We start from the raw sequence: 19,205 nt of genomic DNA, 5'->3' as shown, positions 1-19,205 counted from the left end.
ATTCCATGGCTCAATCAAACTGGAAAGTCGGCCTGCCCCTGGCACTGATTACCGTATTTATGTGGGCAACCCTGCCCATTGCCCTCAAAGGGCTTCTCGAATACATCAGTCCCGGTACCGCCACCTGGTATCGCTTTGCCGGTGCAGCACTGTTAGCAGGCGTCTACTACGGACAGGCGCGTAAACTACAACTCAAGCCACTATTCAGTCGCGGCTTGCTGCTTTTCACCTTCCTCGCCGTTGCCGGCCTCCTGGTGAACTACCTCGCCTACGCCAGTGGACTCAATTACATCACCCCTGGTGCCGCCCAGGTTGTGATCCAGCTGGCTCCCCTGCTTCTACTGATATCCAGTGTGCTTTGGCTGGGAGAGCGCTTCTCTCCGCGCCAGTGGAGCGGCGTAGTACTGGTAGTAATTGGGCTGCTGTTATTTTTTAACCAGCGCCTGGAAGAGCTGACCAGTGGCGCCGGCGGCGAATACCTGCTAGGGCTCGGCTATATCCTGATCGCCGCTGTCACCTGGGCTATTTACGGTTTTTTCCAGAAGAAAATATTGAGCCGCGCAACACCCCAGGATTTACTGGTAGTGATTTATATCGCAGGGACCCTGTTCTTCCTGCCCATGGCGGAGCCAATGAAGGTTTCCCACCTGGGCTGGCTCGAGTGGGCGCTTTTAGCGTTTCTTACCGCCAATACGCTGATCGCCTATGGGGCTTTTAGCAAGGCACTAGCGCACTGGGAGGCATCCAGTGTCAGCGCAACCCTGTCATTAGTGCCAGTCATCACCCTATTGTTCAGTACGCTGATCAGCTCTATCTGGCCCGACTATATTGCAGTTGAGCCGCTCAACTGGATCAGCTGGGCCGGCGCTGGCGCCGTAGTATTCGGTTCCGCCCTTGCCGCAATCAGTTCCAGGCGCGGTTCTGAGCAGTCCCGGGCATCAGATGAAAAAAATCGCTAACTATCTGAAAAGAATACAAAAAAAGTGTTGACACCCCCGGCCCATCGTTTAATAATGCGCGCCCTCGGGACAGCCGAGACAACAAAAGAAATGGCAAGGTAGCTCAGCCGGTTAGAGCGCAGCACTCATAATGCTGAGGTCGGGAGTTCGAGTCTCCCCCTTGCTACCATTTCAAATCACAAAGACTATTCTTTGTGAAACTTGAAACTGGGGCGTAGCCAAGCGGTAAGGCAGCGGGTTTTGATCCCGTCATGCGAAGGTTCGAATCCTTCCGCCCCAGCCATCTTCCCAAATTATCTAGCAGGCCCAAGTCTGGGCAGCAATCAAAAACGCAACCGTTTTTTATCTGCTTCTGCGAATAGCTCGCCAGAACTCGTCCGCGAACGCTATCCAAAAATCAACTACTCCGGCAGCACCACACCATTCGCTTCCACAACTGTCACTCCAGCTCTATCGGGCTCAAGGGCAGTAGTAACTGAAGTTGCTGCAGGCGTTCGCACTTGTTCCCTGCGCAAACCCAGGGCCCGCAGCCACTCGAAGCCCGCCAGGCAGCACAGCAATGCCAGCAGCACTAGCGGACCGCCATATCCCTTCATAGCCTCACTCTCGGACATACAGGTCCACACAAGCTGCACAACGCACAGGAAGGCCACAATCAACAGGGTCGGCTTGCGTCCCAGCAAACTAACGACAAAAACGCCCAGAGGCGCCCCAAGGGCCACTACCGGTGCTGCCGCCAGCCAATTCCCAAACACCCCAGGCTGCCAATCTCCCGCCAGCGACTTCACTATTACTCCGAGTACCGAGCAAAATGCCATGATCACCACGGATGTAGGGATCGCCACCTTGAGATCCACCCTGCTCAATAGCACAAGAGCCGCATACACCAGCATATCCACACCCACACCGGTAACTGCCACCACGCAAAATCCGGCAAAAGCACCCAATAGCAAGCCGACACGAAAATCAGTCGGGCACTGGGGGTCCCCCGCGTGCTCACAATCAGTAATTTCGCTGAGGCGATACAAATGAAAAACACCAAAACTACCCCACAGGACCGCAAAAGAGAGCTTCACCCAGAGTTCGGGTATCAGAGGGGCAAACAGCAGGATACCGGCGGGAGTCGCCAATAGGGAGCCCAGCAGCGCCCCCCGCAACATCGACCAAGCCAGCTGCTGGCGTCGGCAGAGAATAAACAAACTGGCGCTGACCATCCCTATCGACTGAACCGCAAAACTAAAGTCGCGACCCAGGCTTGCCGGCATATCAAAAAACAGCACCAGCACGGGAAACCCAACTGTGCCGCCACCCATCGGCGTAGAACCTGCGGCATAGCTACCCAGCGCCATCGCCAGCGCCATGGACCAATGCTCGAGCGCCAGGGCCAGGTTCTCGCCCTGTAAAATCAGGAACAACCAAACACCGTAAAACAGAACCAACCAAGCGAGCCAATAGCGAAGAGAGAATCGCGCCACGTTTTTCATCTTATTATTTGTGAGCTAAAGCGTCAGAGGGAGACAATAGTGGTACGAGCGTGAGATGGGATCAAGACAAGATTTGGCGAGTTCGCCTATTCCGGTCAGGAGGGTCGCCCGACAGCCGCAGCTGCCGGGCAAAGCGCGATTAGTTCAAGCGCTTCTTGCGAATCAGGTTTTGAACCTGCATAGAGGACATCATAGAGGCGTAGATTGCCGGCAGGGCGCCACGTTTACGCAGTTCCAGGAAGTCTTCATCAGACAGCTTGTTAAGCTTCTCTTCATCGATAACAAAGAAACCTGTCAGATCGTAAGGCTTATCATCTTCGCTAACACGCAAAGTCAGCTTCTTCTGGGTCAGCAAGTCCTTGGAGACCAGGAACTCGATAAAAGACTCAGTCACTGCAACACGCTGTGCAGTTTCAACCACTGCCTGAGCACGATTCTTCAGGAAGTCAGTTTGCTCGCCTTCCCCATCGAACAGCGCTTCACCTTCAGAGTCGCTCAGCATCTTGGAGTCTTCGTCGATGCACAGAACAGCCTGATCAGCGTTGTCTGGATTCTTCACCAAAACAAACGGGTAAGTGCGCACTTGTACAGGAATGTAGCTGCCATTCCAGCCATCAGCGCCAGAGAACAGGTTTTCACCGGGGCGCAGACCGGTAAGCGCCACAACTTTAAACTGGTCAGTATTCTGGTCTTTAACGAACAGGATCGGGTAGCTCTGGGCTGCCTGTACGATTTCCTGAACCACCAGCGGCAAAATGTGATTACCGCTTACATGGTCAAAAGTAATGTCCTGGGTGAGTTTCAGGTTGGCATGTGCCTTTTTATCCAAAGCTTTGATCTGTGCCATAAGTACAACTCCTAGCTACTTTTATAGTTACTAAATTTTCAGAGATACCCTAACGTACCACTCTTCTACGCATCTACGATGACAAGTGCTTCCCGACAGTCGCCGGAAACCAAAGCCAGCATTAAACAGGGAAGAAGCCCAACTGGCAAACAAAGTCCACCAACATTAATCTAAAGACAAATTTATTTGGTTAAATTCACACAATTCAAGACTGTCGAACCAATTAAATTCACTGCTCCCCCCTTAAAATGACCCGGCAACCTTCAAAATCAACGAATCGAGTATTAGTTAGCCAACCCTGACAGGTAGCGCATTACCTGTATCAGCCCTCCCTCACCTCTACAGCTATCGTAACAAGTGGTGCTTTTTTATACGATTGAAGAAGTGGTTGGAGTGAGTTTGATGTCAAAACCGAGGGGCGCCTCACTATGATGAGCCTACTATTCATTTTTTACCTCCTAGCAATGTCTCTAGCCGTGAAGAATTACCACACCCTAGCAACCGCAACATTCATTTTTGCCTTGATATCAAGCATCGCCTGGCTAGGCTATCACACCGGCGACAATCTCAACTTAGCCTTGTAGGGGAGGGTGAATGGGGCAAATATTTCGAGAGCTTAATGCACTGGGCATACTTGCCGTATGTGCCGTACTCGTCGCCGCAGAGTACTTTCAATTAGTGAATGGAGAACTGCCCTGCCCTCTCTGTTTACTTCAACGGATTGGGCTCACAGGAGTCTTATTTGGCCTGATGCTAAATGTACTCTATGGCAATCGCCCACTACATTACAGCCTGGCTACACTGTCAGCGCTATTTGGCGCCGCTACCGCACTGCGCCAAGTCAGCCTACATGTTATTCCCGGAACGCCAGGTTATGGCGATCCATTAATGGGATATCACTATTACACCTGGGCACTAATTATCTTCTACATGACAATTATTGGCATCGCGATTATCGGTGCATTTGATAAGCAATATGGAAAACCCATATTTATCAGTTTCCGCGATCAGGGAGCTCTCGGAAAAATGGCCATCGTAACTGCATTTTCAATTACCGCACTTAATATATTTATAACTTTCGCAGAGTGTGGACCTACTGTCTGCCCGGATAATCCAGACAACTATTGGCTCTTTGGCGCTATCGACGGAATTTAAAAGCAAGCTGAGAAAAGAAAAGGGGTATGGCTATACAAAAGACAGCTTGCCAAGCATATATCCATAGATCAACAGAATAGATGGAGGCCAGGACCGGATTCGAACCGGTGAAAAACGGTGTTGCAGACCGTCGCATTTCCTCTCTGCCACCTGGCCATAAAAAAACCCGGCGCTTCCGCTCCGGGTTCTTTGACTCTACGGAAGCAAAAAACGCTTCCGAATAAATTTACAGAAGCACGCAGGTTGCCTGGCAGCAACATATAGAAAGAAGTTCTTGCGCGTATTTCATAGTAAACAGTCTTGTTTAAGTTGCCGCCAAGGATAATGGAACAAAAACTCCATTTCAACTCTTTCTAGGTAGCCCCAGAATACTGCCCAACCCTAACCTCATTACCGGGCAACGGCTGCTCTGGAACCAGCTGTGCCAACCCAAGAGAAATTAAGGCCATTAAAGACCCCGCAAAGAATACCACTGGCGGAGAGACAAGCCACAGCAAGCCAAATACTACAGGGATAACTACTGCGGCAATATGATTAATAGTAAAGCTGACTCCAGCCGAAGCCGCGATATCCCGCTCGTCGACTATCTTCTGGAAGTAGGTTTTAATCGCAATTGCCATAGAAAAGAATAAATGGTCAACAATATATAATGCCGCCGCCAGCGCAGCACTTTCTACCAGCGCATAACCCGCAAATACCAGTATCAAACCAATATATTCCAAAGTTAGGATACGGCGCTCGCCAAACCGAACGATAAACTGTCCGATCTTCGGTGCGATATACAAATTAAGTAAATGGTTTACCGTATAGAGAGCAGCAACCTCCCCCACGCTGTATCCAAATTTCTCCACCATCAAAAAACCAGCGAATACTATAAAGATTTGCCTGCGAGCCCCACTCATCATCGTGAGCGCATAATAGAGCCAATAGCGTTTTCGCAGAATAAGCTTCTTGTGCTGGCTGTGGGGCTGAGCAAACTGAGGGAAAAGGACCCAGGCACCTAAAGCAATGACAATGGTCGCGCCACCACCAATTAGATAAACCCAGGAATAATCCAAACCTGCGAAGTTCATTAAACCCCACACCAAACCATAAGCCAGAAGCGCAGCAAAGGAACCTGCGGCAGCCATGCGCCCCATCCAAACTGCTGCTGTTTGTTTGGGGAACCACTGGAGTGCCAGGGAAGTCTGCAAGGTCTCATAAAAATGAAATCCGGTAGACATTAAAAGTGTAGTGAGTAACAACCCGGTCAATGATGGATACAGTCCCGTTAGCATCACTCCAAGGCCAGTTGCTACCAGGGAGATTATCGCCAGCCTCTGCTCCCTGACAAAAAGCAAAACAAAGACTACTAGGAAGGCTAAAAAGCCAGGTATCTCACGCACACTTTGCAACAAACCAATATCTGCACCGGTAAATGCTGCCTTTTCAATGACAAAGTTATTAAGTAGCGTATTCCAAACAGCAAATGAGAGCGGCATTGAAGCTGCCAGAATAAGCAAAAGAATTTCAGGCCGGCGAAGACGTTGTAGCATAAATGACCTCCTATAGCTAAGGCCTGCAATATACGCCCTCAATATCCAACTGTAAAATTATAAAAATAGTACTGAAGAATAAGTTTTTTCGAGAATATTGCAGCTCATAAAATTAAATACTAATTAAGCTGCTAAATAGTGGTAACACAGACCAACCACTTGCTTAACTACTCGAAAAATCGGTGAACAAGACTTACCAATTGGCAGATTAGCAAGCAATCTAATTATGTATAAATTCCCGCAAATCATATATTTTTAATGAGATGAGGAAGCTCAGCTCACTACATATAATGACTGGAGTCAGACAACTCTAACCTAAATTCACCTATGCTTTAAATGCTATATATCTAGGCGCCTTATATCACAGCATGACTGATTACTAACATAGATAACTCTTGGAGAGAAAAATGCGTATTCATTCCTGGCGAATTTGTCATCTTCCCTTAGTCATGCTATTTACCACACTCCCTTTCCTACTGGCGAACGCCGTTGTTCAAGAAGATAACTTACCTGACAAACTTAAATTAAACGAATGGAAGGTGCCTTGGGAGGGGCTCCCCAGAGACCCGCATGTGGACAGTAAAGGGAATGTCTGGTTCTGTGGACAAGCGGGTAACTACATCGGGAAGTTTACACCCACTTCTGAAGAGTTTAAGCAGTATGAAATACCTGAAGGTACTCATCCTCATAACCTGATTGTGGATTCAAACGATATTGTTTGGTATGCAGGTAATCGCAATGCGCATATTGGGCGATTAGACACCAATAATGGACAAATTAAACAATATCCAATGCCTGAAGGTATCAAAGACCCACATACGCTAGTCTTCAATCGAGAGGGAAATATCTGGTTCACAGCCCAGCAAAGTAACCGCATAGGCCTGCTAAATGTACAGAGTGGCAAAGTTCTAAGTGTCACCCCAACAACCGCTAATGCCCGCCCCTATGGTATTAAGATTGATGCCCAGGGAAACCCCTGGATAGCGCTATTCGGCACCAATAAGTTAGCTCGCGTAGACGCAAAAACCATGACCATAAATGAGGTTAACCTGCCACGCCCAAATGCTCGCCCTCGCAGACTGGAAATCGATCCTACCGGCAATATTTGGTACGTAGATTATCCAGAAGGCTATTTGGGGCGTTATACTCCGACGACCAAGGAGTTTAAAGAGTGGAAGCTACCCAGTAAGAATCCACGCCCCTACGGAACAGCACTGGACAACAATAACCAACTTTGGCTCGCTGATACTGGAGAGGTTCCAAATATCATTTTTGCCTTTAACACAGAAAAAGAGAAATTTACAAGCAAGACCCCAGTTCCAAGTGGTGGAAATATAAGATATATGTATTTTAACAATATGGATGGAAGCTTTTGGTTTGGTGTTGATTCTGGATTTATCGACCAGGGAATACCAAAATAGAAGCATATATAGCTCTATTGACATCAATCGATGTATGGCGTCACTGCAATAGTTCTATATATCCTGATACAGGACAAACTGTTCAAATACAGACTTCCATTTAGAATTCTAATTTTTTCAGCTCTATTAACAGCCATTCACGGCGCCCTTATGAGGCAACCATTGATGGATTACCTTATTGGCAACCCACTACAAGTTACACTAGCTTAAAATGGCATGAAGTGGCTCGCGTGGATACTCATGGCGACCGTTATAATTATAGGTGTTGAAGTATTCGCCTCAAATAAATCAAACTCTAACGAATCTAAAAAACAAAAAACGTGCAGCAATCATTATATAAAACTCATAAACAGAATTTACAATTATGGAACCGAAACAAACCGGGATAGCATACGATACCATCACACATCTATGGGAACGTAAAGAGTTCAACAGGAACAACGGTATTAGCCAGTATAAGCGGGCACTTGGCTTTGTAAAAAATAGAGGCTCTGCACTAGATGTAGGGTGTGGTTGTACAGGAAGGCATATCGAGCTTCTGCTAACTGAAGGATTTTCTCCCGAGGGAATTGATGTTTCTGAGAAAATGATAGAGATCGCCAGGGATAAGCACCCTACTGTCAACTTCTATCTAGAGGATATATGTAAGTGGAAAGCCACAAGAAAATATGACTTTATAAGTGCGTGGGATAGCATCTGGCATATACCAATTGAAAAACAAGAGGAAACAATAAGGAATCTAGCGTCTTACTTAAACAAGGAAGGCGTTCTAATATTCTCCTTTGGTGGAACAGATAAAGAGGACTATCATACGAATAATGCGATGGGACCGGAATTATACTACTCTACGTTAGGCACAAATAAATTTATACAACTTCTTATTTCATCTGGTTGTATTTGTAGACATCTGGAGTACGATCAACCACCAGAATTACACGCCTACTTGATTGCTCAGAAGATATAATTGTTTTATATCGCCCCCTCAATCATGGGTAGCCTATATGTTAACCGGAGCAATGCTTGTTTGGTTTATTCTTACGAGTCTCAGCCTAGTTTTTATTATTTGGGACTCAATCACTAATGCGCCAACCAGCTGGGTTCAGCGCCTGGCTTGGGTATTAGTAATTCTTTATACCGGTGTTATCGGCTTAATCTTCTACCTACTCACCTGTCGCCGTCCTTTTCCTGGCGGCCACGATCAATTCACTAGGGCCACATGGAAGCAAAGTGTAAATAGCGAAATGCATTGTCTTGCAGGTGATGCAACAGGGATCCTTATCGCAGCATCTATTGTACCCACACTGGGCCTCACCAATGGATGGGACTCCATAATTGAGTACTTGGCTGGCTTTGTTTGTGGTTTGTTTATTTTTCAGGCATTGATGATGCGAAGTATGTATCAGGGAAACTACTTAAAAGCAGTGGGTAAAACTTTCTTTGCTGAAACTGTATCGATGAATATGGTTATGGCTGGAATGATACCCGCTATGGTGATACTGACTTCCATATGGCCACACTCTGAAGACCCAACAAATGCTACCTTTTGGTTTCGTATGAGCTTGGCAACCATTGTTGGGGGTATCATTGCTTACCCTATTAACTATTGGTTGGTAAAAAATCACTTAAAACATGGATGTATGACTCTTCCGGGAAAAGATGGAGCCGCGCCCAATTTTGGTCATTGCTCACATGAATGCGCCTCAAATTCAGCACCGCACATCCATGCTACCTCACAAGCAGAAACGCCTAAAATGGAAATGTATTCTTTATCTTTAGTGGAATCGAGTATATGGATAGCGGGCACTTTTATAGTTCTATTTCTTGCAATTTATGTCACGGATAAAATCACACCAATATACTTTTGATCTCAGAACCTTATGTACTCAAAATAATCGCTTAAGCATAAGATTCAAAAATTTTCTTTCTCCGCCTATAGTAAGATTTCACCCTGAGGGTGGCTGCCAATTGATTACCGGGCTTATACCTTCAGTATTACATAACCAAACAATCGCTTTCATTCCCACCTTAAGCTTCCCCTTAGTATCAATGAGTTTCCCCCAATCGCTGGAATGAAAATTACGGCCATGGATGCGGAACTGCCCGAGAACCTCCTTCCAATTTGGCATAGTTAGGTTTAGAACCTCATTTGTTCCATGGTCAGTAGCAATCCAAAGCATGACTCCATCTTTCGCTCGCACAAGTTTTGTGATATCTCCCTGCCATGAAGTTAATTGGTTTCGATTACAAGTCACGTACTCTGGAACAGCTAGCCTTTGAGCCAATAGACCCGGGCTAGCAAAAACAAATAAACTCAGCACTAAAAATAAATAATGTTCTTTATTCATAATTAAAGAAGGGGGGACAAGCCCCCCCTTAACTGTTAAAGACCACGATAAGTCGCGCTTTGTTCATCTGCGCGAGTGGCCTGACCTTCAGTGAACTCGTACATACAGCTATCGTCAGTGTAATCCATAAAGTTAGTTACCGGATCTTCCCCTTCAGCATTTCTTCCCCTGGTACAGGTATCCCGACCAACAGGGCAGCCATAAGCAGCCGATCTCTCCGCAGGGGTATCTGAGACGTAGTCCCCCCGGCCAAAACATCCTCCTTGGAATGTGTGATAAAGACCCAACCAGTGGCCAACCTCGTGAGTTAAGGTGTCCCCCTCATTGTAGGGCGCAGCATCACCTCCAGGTACAGAACCAGTTAAAATTACCACGCCGTCATCAAGTGGATCAGAGGAGTAACTACTTGGGAATGTAGCCCACCCAAGTAGGCCATCACTAATTTCAGCTACATAGATATTCAAATCCCCGGCATCGCCAACTCGTAAGGAAGATTTCATTGACTGCTCAGCCGAAGAATTGTAACCAACGTTATACCAAGAATTATTTGCTGTAACAGTGGTTGAAACTAAGTTAAAAGTAAATGGAGTATTTGCGTAAGCATCATTCAACACATCCATTTGCGTATTAATCTCACTATTAGAAAGTGCTCCATTATTAGCTGAGTCAGTAATTACATGAAAGTAAACATCAACTTCTACAGAACCTGCGGGCCGCAATGTGTGTGCCACACTTCTATCGCTTGATATACCACGCAGAGTAGAAAAATGCTGCTCTTTTAATGCAGCTTCCTGAATTGATGGGTGGTCTGTACCGCAGCGCTTTAGCTCAACGCTATTGTTGGCAGCCTCAACCGAAGAAACACTCTGAGCAAAACCTATAGTTGATGAAGCAAGCATGCACAATGATAGAGCAGTTTTTATCGAGATATTGGAAACAGTCTTTCTCATAACCTAAGCCTTAATTTTATTATTTATTTACACTCCCATAAGAGCCCGCCAACTTTCCACGCTTCCATAAACTTTTGTCAATAGCACCAATTCTTAAATTGATGATAATGACACCAAACTCTTTAACAAGGCGTAACGTTCAACAAAAAAAATGTAAATATAAAAAAATAAAAACCCCAAAAAACAAAAAGCAGATACATTTTTCTCTTAAATTAGTTACATATGAAATTCTCTCACGGAAAACACAAGGTGCAACTCACTTAAAAATGCGAACAAAAATTGGGGAACCTGAAATTACTGACAGGTAAAATTCCAATAAAAAATACCGAATTTTATTTCAACAAAGCGGACAGTTATATTTTTTATGATACATCATCGCAAAAACAGCTCGCACCAACTGGGGCTAACAATAAAAAGATATTCCAACCACTAGAGCACCTAATTCAAAAGGCCAATCACAAATAACAAAGGCCACTTACCTTCTGTGGCCATGAAGGTAAGTGGCCTTTATAAATTCTACAGTTTTTAAACTAGAGTCAACACTCTACTCTAAATTAACCCCACTGTTTTTGAGAGCTAAGATCATTTCCGCTGCTCGGCGAGCGGCAGGCAGTAAAGTGAAGCTTGTTATAACCTAGCTTATTTTCAGTAATGACTTTTAGGACATCATCCAAATGAATACGGGCTCCTTCTTCAACCAAAATCAAATCATGATTATGAAGACCGCTCTCCCATGCCTTTTTTATATTATCCATATGACCAGGACTTTTTTCATTATATGAAAGATTATAATTATAAACCTCAGAACCACCACCAGCTATAGAGTGCACTTTTCCTGATCCCATATTGAGAAACTGCTTTGCTCCGAAATCTGCCACACTATTTTTTCCGTCCGCAGGCTTACCTGTTTTTGTCAAGCTTCTGACTGCATGATCAGAAGATGCAGAGCCATGGAAGGAGTAGAAGTACAGAGCTAATGTCTCTGGCACTTTGGCTTCGCCAAAAGATCCCTTATCATATGAACCATGTGCGTAAAGAATCGCCTCTTTACCATTGGCTTGCTCTTTTTTATGAATTATTACTTTTCCAAACTGAATGGTTTTCATCACAATCCCTATTATTCAAAGGTTACAGAACCTATTTTTTGACCACAACACCAAGACATGGTCATAAATTTTAGATTCTTTATTTCAAGCTAGGCTTAACTGTTTTTAATAGTTGCAGATAAACAAAATTAGATCAATGGAAATAGAATCTACGTAAGCGATTGAAATCCAACCTTCATTACCACCCTCTCACTCAAGCAAAACCATAATCAGAAAAAGTAGAAAAACCAACAACTGCGAAACAAACATCATACAAAAACCCAAAAAAATTACAAAACCTCAATTAAGGAATTTTTCATCCACATTTCAAGCTAGGAGTATAAGGGTTTAAGCTAAATGAACTACCTCACAAAAAATGGTTATGTTACCTTCGAGAACCTGAGACTAAATTTCGCATAACAAAAGTTCTATTACACATAAAAGACAATATTCTTACCTGTTACAACCATCATACAGTTAAGCACACCTAGCAAACTCTTTATTCAATTCTTTTTGGTTAAAATTAGAGGTGGAGGGCATGCCGCCCCTCATCATTGTTCTAGCAAGAGAGGTCAATAAGCTACAAAAGCCTAGATTGACAACATAAGCAACACTATATGAAATGCAGAGTTATTTTTTTACAAACATACTAGAGAGAAATCTTTCACAGACGGCTACGACTTAAACAGCTTGACGGCCTACCCTTTCAGTTGGATTACTATTTTAAGCTGACAAGAAAGAATTGATGAGCTGTGGAGGAATGTCTAAGCTGAAAAAGAGTGGCATATGGTATGGATAAAACAAGATAAAAACTCCTCACCAAATTAACCTCCAAATATGAGAGATAAAAATCGTATGCTGGCAGGAATTGGAGACTTTCTCGGGCGAAGCAGCGATGGAGAGCCTGGTGTAAAAAATGTTTGGCAGGGAAAAACTAAACTGCTTTATTATTTGGAGGCAGCGGAGACTTTAAATCGACTTAAAGGGTGTATATAAAATGTAGTAGTTCAGACTTGTTATGAAAGTTATCAGCTTTTAAAAAGGTGCCCCGTCAGGTCAAATTCAGGTTACAAGTTTTTCCTTCCTGATACTTTTCTATCTTTAAGTGTTGCAATCTGTGTACTGCGTGTATTTCTTTGTGTCAGAGATGCTAAATCCGGAAAAGATTACGAGCATCGACACGAATTGATTTAAAGCCGTATGCATAAGTTGGCCGAGATGTTTGCGCTAGATATTGCTGCCTATGCGGTAATAAATAATCACTACCACATAATGCTATACATCGACACAGAATCTGCTGATAAGTTAATTACTCGCTGGCAAAAGTTCTTCAAAGCCTCTAGCTTAGCCCAGCGCTATATTCAAGGCGATACCCTCGATCACGCTGAAGTAAACAGGCTAAAAGAATTCTTGTCCCAATGGCGGGAGCACCTAATGAATATCAGCTGGTTTATGCGCTGCCTAAACGAGTCCATCGCCCGCCAGGCCAATGTCGAGGACAACTGCACCGGTCGTTTCTGAGAAGGGCGTTTCAAATCTCAGGCCTTGCTGGATGAAAGAGCCCTTGCCGCCTGCCTGGCTTACGTGGACCTCAACCCTATCCGTGTTGGTATCGCTAAAACTCCAGAAGAATCCAATTACACTTCGATCCAGCAACGCATCCACACAGCCATCTCAGGCCAGCAGCCCAAAAGCCTACTGCCACTGGTGGGCGGGGAGCGCTGGGATATGCCTAAAGGCTTGCCTTTTCAGCTGGATCACTATTTAGAGCTGGTAGACTGGAGTGGCCGGCAGCTGCACCCTGAAAAGCGCGGCGCTATTCCCGAAAACATCCCACCTATTTTAAATCGGCTGGGTATTTCGCCAAAACACTGGCTCTATCTAAACCGCAATTTTGAAAGCCGCTTTAAACGCTTGGTGGGCTCGGCAGAAGCGGTACGCCAGGTCTGTGCGCAGCAAAATCAACGCTGGGTACACGGGCTGCGCGATTGTCAGCGATTTCTTAGTCCCACTCCCTGCTAAATTACAGAAATCCGCTTCAGCTGTCCCTAGATCTCATCGCTCCCGACTCTACACTCCACTTGATCCTCTATGGGCTCCCCAGAAAAACTTTTAACACCAAATCGCCATTTAATTTGAGAAAGATATACCGACTACCAGGCAGTAGCGCAAAAATTCTTGCCTAGCTTCAGGTTCTCCATTCTTTAGATATCCAGTTTGCTGTTAGCACCTCCCTCCTATCTCTGGGCGTCCAGGATTGTTCATCTCTTTCTACATTCTATGGCCCCCCTAAATTAAGCTCCAAACTTTATCGCTATCTGATTGCCCAAGCTTTTCTTTAAGCCATTCATCCTGGTCCATACCCCCAATTATGACATCGAATAAAAAAGAAAACATATGTCCACGATCAATATTTCTTGATAAAAGATATTTAAGGTATGCCTCAGCCCTCAACTCATCCAGCTGATAATAAATTTCTCTAACACGATTCCTTGTTAATTCATCGACTTCCTGAAAATTAGCAAACTTACTTTCTTCATCTGGAGTAACAACACCAATTACTTTTTCGATCTTTCTTAAATACATTCGAGGTATCCTTACCTCTCTATTATTCATCTTCTCTCCCATTTTTATGAGCCTCTTTATATTTTTCTAGCGTTGCATCAAACTTACTTCTATTTGTAGGCTTGGCATTAATGCCCCTAATCTTGTTTCCAATGGAGTTACAAGAAATTCTTCTTTAGAGATCAAGTATACTCGGCATCACTGTCTAGGGAACAATTGTGCGGAAGCTAGCCAGTCAAGTTATAGGCGCAATTGAGCATTTCATTATCAGGCATAGGATATAGGCGGTACGGTATTGATAGCTAAGCTTACTTTATGATCTACCAACACGGCGCTAAATTTTATACACAAGTATTTTTGTTCATATCAGCCCTCTGGTTAAGCTCTGAACTAGTAGAAGAAATATATCCTCAATCAATTCAGATGTAAAATAGGGCGAGAAAGAGGATCTTACTTGTCCTATAAACAAACAAGTCTGAGAGAATCCACTATTTGTTATAGGTTTTGATGGCCTTCAGGCCTACAAACGGTACTATTGGATATAAACTATGTAATTTTTAGAGCTACATTAAGCTAGTGCTGCGGTGCAACCTTAAAAGATGTGTATAAAACACAGACACGGCGTTATGCGACTATGTATTTATGCAATACCGGCCGCCAGCCAAAAGAAATTCAATCATCTATATGCAACGAGGGCCCGAATAACCCTAAACAACTTCCTATTGAGATGGATTAATATTCGGAGCTGATAAGCTGGAGTAGCTGAAATCTAAACCCAAAAAAAACGGGTTGTATGTTGCCAAAATTCTCCCACCACCCTCAATCAGCTTAACATCTCACCAAAATGCTGATTCTATCTAAACAATGAAAGCTACTTTAAAGGCTTGGTGAGGACGAGGAAGGCAGGGTGAGAAGTCTGCTGCATGCTAAACAAAGGTTGATTACGTGGGGCAAATTCGCTACCCCTGACTAATTCGATGCTATTCCACCGATCCGATAATATCATTGCAAATTACCTGTGCTGACTTCGTTATATCACCCGTTCCTGAACCATACTAATCAGAATCAAGTTTCCTTTCACCTCTAAAATCGCTGGGAATTACTCTGTTAGCATTAATTAACAATCATCTAATTAGAGGACATCCTAGATTCTATATTACTGGATAAGGTATACCTTTAACCGCCCAAGGCTTACCTCAGTATTCCCCAAAGGATTTACGTTTCCTGTTAGCTCCACCCCAAAAATTAACCACTAATGCTCAGTCTATTAATATTATTTTTCAATATCTAACTCTCTGGGCATACAAGATTAAAACTGCATACTTAATATTTATCTATAGACTTAGATTAAGACTGCTCTTGCAACAAGCACTCAGTTATTTTTCTGCACCAATAAGAAACTACCGGGGGTTTATTTAGCTCATATTTTTTTTGAAAAACGTGAGCTAAAAGCAAAACTTTATCTATTTCAACTGGCTTGGCACGCAGATAATCCAGCAATATCTCACATGCTAAAACTACATCTTTTCGCCATAAATCTCCCCCCTCTCTTTGATCTAATTTTTCACTAAATTTTTCAACAAGTTTTCCCCCATTCTCACCAATTCATCTCTTTCACTCAAAATTTACCCCCCCCCTCTTTTTCAAGTTTTTTTAGATACTTAGCTGCGGTTAAACTCTTAGAGTTATTTGGAGCATCTTCTTTACCACCAGCTTTTAGAACATCAAAAACATATCTAAGGCAACTATTACTCTCTACACAATAAGCTCCATCAGGTGTTCCCGCTCGGCTCTTCTGATATTCAATTGCAGCCTGGGCATCAGGCAATTTAATAGTTATTAAATTTTCAGGTTCCAGTCCCAACATTGCTGAGAAATCTTCATCTACAATTTCTGCTGTGCTTCCAAAGTTACGTGAGCTTTGCTGCTCTGTTACCATGATGGTATCATTGTGATGCACTTCAACAACAAAGTGTACTTGCCTTCCCTCTTTATACATTTTTATTACTGCGGAACCCTCTTTGCAAGAAAGTCCAAAGGGGTCTATCCATCTAACTGGATTCGGCGCATACCGATAATTATTTGCCCCCCCCAATAGCCCAATTGGATCCTGCTGAGTAAACTCACCAACCTCCGGATCATAGTACCTAAACCGATTGTAGTGCAGCCCCGTCTCCTCATCGAAGTACTGCCCTTGAAAGCGAATCGGCTGTTCTATCTGGTTCTCATGGGCTATTAACTTTTATAAGCAACACTCCATACAACTTCACCCTCCTGATTGGTAAGGGTATCAGGCGTTCCCAGATGATCTAGGTGGTAGTGGTAAATCTGCTCTTTCTCTTGTTTGCCTTCCTTTAACGCAACCGGCTTGAAAGTTCCCGGCTCAAAGTAGTAGGTCCGAGTATTCAGGTCCTGCTGAGTGTAGATATCAGATTTATTTTCACGAAACAGGACATCGCCATCCCAGAGGAAATTCGTATATTCACTGGTGGTACTTTTACCAATACGGCGGCCCAGTCGGTCGTATTGGTAGTGAATCTTCTTCTGAAGCTGTTCTACCCCTTCTTCCAATTTTAGCTTTTCTACCCTCACCAATTGCTGACGAGTATTGTAGTGATAGCGGGTTTGCAGCTTCTGTCCTTTGCCGTGCAGTTCGGCAATACGGTTGCCGTGGGTATCGTAGCAGTAGTGGGTATCACCACGGAAATCTAAACGATTGCCTTTGACTTGAGTGGTACTGGCCTGTTGCTTAGCTTCATCTTTTGAGTTGGCGGTAGCAAGAATATTGCGTGCAGGATCGTGCACAAAATATTCGGGGTTGGGGCCTTCTACCTAAGTGAGACGATCCAGGGCGTCGTAATGGTAGCTGCGCGTACCACGCAGGCTATCCTCAATCTTGGCGATCTGACCAGCTTTGTTGAGACGCAACTTTTGCAGCCGTCCCTGAAGGTCGTAACCTCACTGGCTTTTCAGCCTATTGCCGTGTTGGCTCTGATTCTCCCGACCCTGTTCATCGTGACTAATACGGATAATCTGCTGATCAATACCAGAGCCTACGGGGCGGCGGTGCAGGCTTTGAAAGTGGCCGAAGGGGGTTAAAGACCTCAATCTATGGGTGTCCAGAAATATTTAACTGGCGATCCACTTTCTCGAACACCTGGAGAAATACATCGAACTATGGCTGCTTGTTGGCAAAGAATTTTGAACACACTCAAATTTAAAAAGAAATTAATCAAAAGCTCCCCAACCTCTCAAGTCACACATTTTTTTCCCAAATTCTTCAAGAGTCATAATGTCCGAAAAACTCACATAGTAACGCTCCTCTAAAGCTTCTATTTTTTTCTGCATTATTTCTGGATTCTTTAAATCCTCTTTGTCATGCTCATAAACTGGAAAATATTTAAAAACCAAATTAATATCAAAAGTCTCTTTGCCATCAACTTTTGCTTTTTGCTTAGCTTTTATGAGCCTTCCCCGCCTTTCTTTAATGTGTCGCCTTCTTAACTCAGCCGAAAATTTTTTCGCATCTTCACCTTTAAGTCTCATATAAACCTCAAGATTTTCCATGAATTGCAATAGCTTGACTCCAAGTTTTTCTCTTACTCTTGGGTAAAGTTGAAACTACATCGTTTTTCCAAGCCCTCTCAGGTAAAAAATTTGTTATTCTAGCTATTTCTTCATCATCAATTACAGTATTTTTCAGCTCATTCATTTCAAGGAATCACAATTCTGGACACCCACCAAAGTAGAAGCCTAAAGCGTCAAGTCAATTGACACAACACAGGCAGAATGGCCAAAATACTGGATATAAATACAGACAAAAGTAAAAATCCATGGCTCTTCCGCGCAGCACGCAAATCTCTCTCGATGCGACATCCTATTATCACTGTGTCTCCCGCTGTGTGCGTAGAGCGTTCCTTTGCGGTAGGGATGCTAAATCCGGAAAAGACTAAGAGCACCGGCGCCGGTGGATTGAGGCCAGGATGCATAAGCTGGCCTCAATCTTTGCTCTCGATATCGCTGCCTATGCGGTAATGAGTAATCACACCCATATTGTGCTCTATATCGATACCTACACAGCAAACTCCTGGTCCACTATCGAGATAATTGAACGCTGGCAACAACTTTTCAAAGGATCTGCGCTAAGCCAACGTTATCTTCGCGGTGAAGCCCTGGATGCCGTCGGGCTGGAAAAACTTCAGGAGGTGACAACCCTTTGGCGCGAGCACCTGATCGATATCAGCTGGTTTATGCGCTGCCTGAACGAGTCCATCGCCCGCCAAGCCAATGCCGAGGATAACTGCACCGGTCGCTTCTGGAAAGAGCGTTTCAAGTCTCAGGCCTTGCTGGATGAAAGAGCCCTTGCCGCCTGTATCGCCTATGTCAATCTCAACCCTATCCGTTCTGGTATCGCTAAAACTCCAGAAGAATCCGATTACACTTCGATCCAGCAACGCATTCATACAACCATCTCAGGCCAGCAGCCCAAAAGCCTACTGCCACTGGTGGGCGGGGAGCGCCGGGATATGCCTAAAGGCTTGCCTTTTCAGCTGGGTCACTATTTAGAGCTGGTAGATTGGAGTGGGCGGCAGCTGCACCCTAAAAAGCGCGGCGCCATCTCTGAAAACATCCCACCTATTTTAAATCGGCTGAGTATTTCGCCAAAACACTAGCTCTATCTAAACCGCAATTTTGAAAGCCGCTTTAAACGCTTGGTGGGCTCGGCAGAAGCGATACACCAGGTCTGTGCGCAGCAAAATAAACGCTGGGTGCACGGGCTACGCGATTGCCAGCGCTTTCTTAGCTCCACCCCTTGCTAAATGACAGAAATCCGCTTATCAGCTGCCCTAGATTATATC

General features: G+C 44.5%; 22 protein-coding genes, 3 tRNA genes and 1 pseudogene. 13 read left to right on the top strand and 13 right to left on the bottom strand.

Going from position 1 to position 19,205, the window contains the following annotated elements:
* The first annotated feature begins 5 nt into the window (after positions 1 to 5).
* The 3 genes from ACJJI6_RS21745 to ACJJI6_RS21735 all read left to right on the top strand — a co-directional run bounded on the left by ACJJI6_RS21745 (position 6) and on the right by ACJJI6_RS21735 (position 1,242).
* A complete protein-coding gene (locus ACJJI6_RS21745) occupies positions 6 to 959 on the top strand; it encodes a DMT family transporter (protein WP_475712033.1) in 954 nt (317 codons plus the stop codon).
* Between the two features lie 92 nt (positions 960 to 1,051).
* A tRNA-Met gene (locus tag ACJJI6_RS21740) sits at positions 1,052 to 1,128 on the top strand.
* Between the two features lie 39 nt (positions 1,129 to 1,167).
* Positions 1,168 to 1,242, top strand: a tRNA-Gln gene (locus ACJJI6_RS21735).
* Between the two features lie 118 nt (positions 1,243 to 1,360).
* Here the strand turns inward: ACJJI6_RS21735 and ACJJI6_RS21730 are convergent.
* Together ACJJI6_RS21730 and ACJJI6_RS21725 are read right to left on the bottom strand one after the other, a co-directional pair.
* On the bottom strand, positions 1,361 to 2,443 hold the full coding sequence (locus ACJJI6_RS21730) for a sulfite exporter TauE/SafE family protein (protein WP_475712032.1): 1,083 nt from the start codon (positions 2,441 to 2,443) through the stop codon (positions 1,361 to 1,363).
* Between the two features lie 139 nt (positions 2,444 to 2,582).
* Positions 2,583 to 3,290, bottom strand: a complete 708-nt coding sequence (locus ACJJI6_RS21725) for a SapC family protein (RefSeq protein ID WP_444907459.1) — start codon at positions 3,288 to 3,290, stop codon at positions 2,583 to 2,585.
* A 428-nt stretch (positions 3,291 to 3,718) separates the two neighbouring features.
* On the opposite strand from ACJJI6_RS21725, the gene ACJJI6_RS21720 reads away from it, so the two are divergent.
* Together ACJJI6_RS21720 and ACJJI6_RS21715 are read left to right on the top strand one after the other, a co-directional pair.
* Positions 3,719 to 3,874 carry a DUF5993 family protein gene (locus tag ACJJI6_RS21720; RefSeq protein WP_444896318.1) on the top strand — a complete coding sequence of 52 codons (156 nt, stop codon included), beginning with the start codon at positions 3,719 to 3,721 and terminating at the stop codon, positions 3,872 to 3,874.
* 10 nt (positions 3,875 to 3,884) lie between these two features.
* A complete protein-coding gene (locus tag ACJJI6_RS21715; RefSeq protein ID WP_475712031.1) occupies positions 3,885 to 4,445 on the top strand; it encodes a disulfide bond formation protein B in 561 nt (186 codons plus the stop codon).
* Positions 4,446 to 4,526: 81 nt separating this feature from the next.
* Here ACJJI6_RS21715 and ACJJI6_RS21710 read toward each other — a convergent pair.
* Positions 4,527 to 4,601, bottom strand: a tRNA-Cys gene (locus ACJJI6_RS21710).
* A 197-nt stretch (positions 4,602 to 4,798) separates the two neighbouring features.
* Complete coding sequence (locus ACJJI6_RS21705) at positions 4,799 to 5,980, bottom strand: MFS transporter (protein WP_475712030.1); 1,182 nt, start codon at positions 5,978 to 5,980, stop codon at positions 4,799 to 4,801.
* Positions 5,981 to 6,387: 407 nt separating this feature from the next.
* Here ACJJI6_RS21705 and ACJJI6_RS21700 point away from each other — a divergent pair, with 407 nt between their 5' ends.
* The 3 genes from ACJJI6_RS21700 to ACJJI6_RS21690 all read left to right on the top strand — a co-directional run bounded on the left by ACJJI6_RS21700 (position 6,388) and on the right by ACJJI6_RS21690 (position 9,266).
* Positions 6,388 to 7,401: a Vgb family protein gene (locus tag ACJJI6_RS21700; protein ID WP_475712029.1), complete on the top strand. Its 1,014-nt coding sequence runs from the start codon at positions 6,388 to 6,390 to the stop codon at positions 7,399 to 7,401.
* A 364-nt stretch (positions 7,402 to 7,765) separates the two neighbouring features.
* The gene (locus tag ACJJI6_RS21695; RefSeq protein WP_444896314.1) at positions 7,766 to 8,365 is read left to right on the top strand and encodes a class I SAM-dependent DNA methyltransferase; all 600 of its coding nucleotides are present in this window, start codon (positions 7,766 to 7,768) and stop codon (positions 8,363 to 8,365) included.
* A 37-nt stretch (positions 8,366 to 8,402) separates the two neighbouring features.
* Entirely contained in the window at positions 8,403 to 9,266 is an 864-nt protein-coding gene (locus tag ACJJI6_RS21690; protein WP_444896313.1) for a DUF4396 domain-containing protein, read from the top strand.
* A gap of 78 nt (positions 9,267 to 9,344) precedes the next feature.
* On the opposite strand, the gene ACJJI6_RS21685 is transcribed toward ACJJI6_RS21690, so the two are convergent.
* The 3 genes from ACJJI6_RS21685 to ACJJI6_RS21675 form a co-directional block, all read right to left on the bottom strand.
* A complete protein-coding gene (locus tag ACJJI6_RS21685; RefSeq protein ID WP_444896312.1) occupies positions 9,345 to 9,746 on the bottom strand; it encodes a hypothetical protein in 402 nt (133 codons plus the stop codon).
* Positions 9,747 to 9,781: 35 nt separating this feature from the next.
* Positions 9,782 to 10,696: a zinc metalloprotease gene (locus ACJJI6_RS21680; RefSeq protein ID WP_444896311.1), complete on the bottom strand. Its 915-nt coding sequence runs from the start codon at positions 10,694 to 10,696 to the stop codon at positions 9,782 to 9,784.
* Positions 10,697 to 11,250: 554 nt separating this feature from the next.
* Positions 11,251 to 11,802: a putative adhesin gene (locus ACJJI6_RS21675; RefSeq protein ID WP_475712028.1), complete on the bottom strand. Its 552-nt coding sequence runs from the start codon at positions 11,800 to 11,802 to the stop codon at positions 11,251 to 11,253.
* An 816-nt stretch (positions 11,803 to 12,618) separates the two neighbouring features.
* Here ACJJI6_RS21675 and ACJJI6_RS21670 point away from each other — a divergent pair.
* The 3 genes from ACJJI6_RS21670 to ACJJI6_RS21660 all read left to right on the top strand — a co-directional run bounded on the left by ACJJI6_RS21670 (position 12,619) and on the right by ACJJI6_RS21660 (position 13,803).
* Entirely contained in the window at positions 12,619 to 12,777 is a 159-nt protein-coding gene (locus tag ACJJI6_RS21670) for a hypothetical protein (protein ID WP_475712027.1), read from the top strand.
* A gap of 204 nt (positions 12,778 to 12,981) precedes the next feature.
* Complete coding sequence (locus tag ACJJI6_RS21665) at positions 12,982 to 13,302, top strand: hypothetical protein (RefSeq protein WP_475712026.1); 321 nt, start codon at positions 12,982 to 12,984, stop codon at positions 13,300 to 13,302.
* Between the two features lie 24 nt (positions 13,303 to 13,326).
* A complete protein-coding gene (locus ACJJI6_RS21660; protein ID WP_475712025.1) occupies positions 13,327 to 13,803 on the top strand; it encodes a hypothetical protein in 477 nt (158 codons plus the stop codon).
* A 267-nt stretch (positions 13,804 to 14,070) separates the two neighbouring features.
* On the opposite strand, the gene ACJJI6_RS21655 is transcribed toward ACJJI6_RS21660, so the two are convergent.
* The 4 genes and pseudogenes from ACJJI6_RS21655 to ACJJI6_RS21640 form a co-directional block, all read right to left on the bottom strand.
* A complete protein-coding gene (locus ACJJI6_RS21655; protein ID WP_475712024.1) occupies positions 14,071 to 14,397 on the bottom strand; it encodes a hypothetical protein in 327 nt (108 codons plus the stop codon).
* 1,567 nt (positions 14,398 to 15,964) lie between these two features.
* Complete coding sequence (locus tag ACJJI6_RS21650) at positions 15,965 to 16,345, bottom strand: hypothetical protein (RefSeq protein ID WP_475712023.1); 381 nt, start codon at positions 16,343 to 16,345, stop codon at positions 15,965 to 15,967.
* Between the two features lie 90 nt (positions 16,346 to 16,435).
* Positions 16,436 to 16,552: pseudogene (locus ACJJI6_RS21645) on the bottom strand (RHS repeat-associated core domain-containing protein); the annotation flags it as partial.
* Between the two features lie 29 nt (positions 16,553 to 16,581).
* Positions 16,582 to 17,151, bottom strand: a complete 570-nt coding sequence (locus tag ACJJI6_RS21640; RefSeq protein WP_475712022.1) for an RHS domain-containing protein — start codon at positions 17,149 to 17,151, stop codon at positions 16,582 to 16,584.
* Positions 17,152 to 17,205: 54 nt separating this feature from the next.
* Here ACJJI6_RS21640 and ACJJI6_RS21635 point away from each other — a divergent pair, with 54 nt between their 5' ends.
* Positions 17,206 to 17,445 carry a hypothetical protein gene (locus ACJJI6_RS21635; protein ID WP_475712021.1) on the top strand — a complete coding sequence of 80 codons (240 nt, stop codon included), beginning with the start codon at positions 17,206 to 17,208 and terminating at the stop codon, positions 17,443 to 17,445.
* 129 nt (positions 17,446 to 17,574) lie between these two features.
* Here ACJJI6_RS21635 and ACJJI6_RS21630 read toward each other — a convergent pair whose 3' ends face one another.
* Complete coding sequence (locus tag ACJJI6_RS21630) at positions 17,575 to 17,913, bottom strand: hypothetical protein (protein WP_475712020.1); 339 nt, start codon at positions 17,911 to 17,913, stop codon at positions 17,575 to 17,577.
* The gene (locus tag ACJJI6_RS21625; protein WP_475712019.1) at positions 17,900 to 18,058 is read right to left on the bottom strand and encodes a hypothetical protein; all 159 of its coding nucleotides are present in this window, start codon (positions 18,056 to 18,058) and stop codon (positions 17,900 to 17,902) included. Before ACJJI6_RS21625 ends, ACJJI6_RS21630 begins: the two co-directional genes overlap by 14 nt.
* A gap of 271 nt (positions 18,059 to 18,329) precedes the next feature.
* Here ACJJI6_RS21625 and ACJJI6_RS21620 point away from each other — a divergent pair, with 271 nt between their 5' ends.
* Complete coding sequence (locus ACJJI6_RS21620) at positions 18,330 to 19,019, top strand: transposase (RefSeq protein WP_475712018.1); 690 nt, start codon at positions 18,330 to 18,332, stop codon at positions 19,017 to 19,019.
* The last annotated feature ends 186 nt before the right edge of the window (positions 19,020 to 19,205 follow it).

Source organism: Microbulbifer maximicatervae (SeqCode), assembly GCF_056232625.1.
Note: the sequence above shows the minus strand (reverse complement) of the source record. Positions and strands in the feature narration are given on the sequence as shown.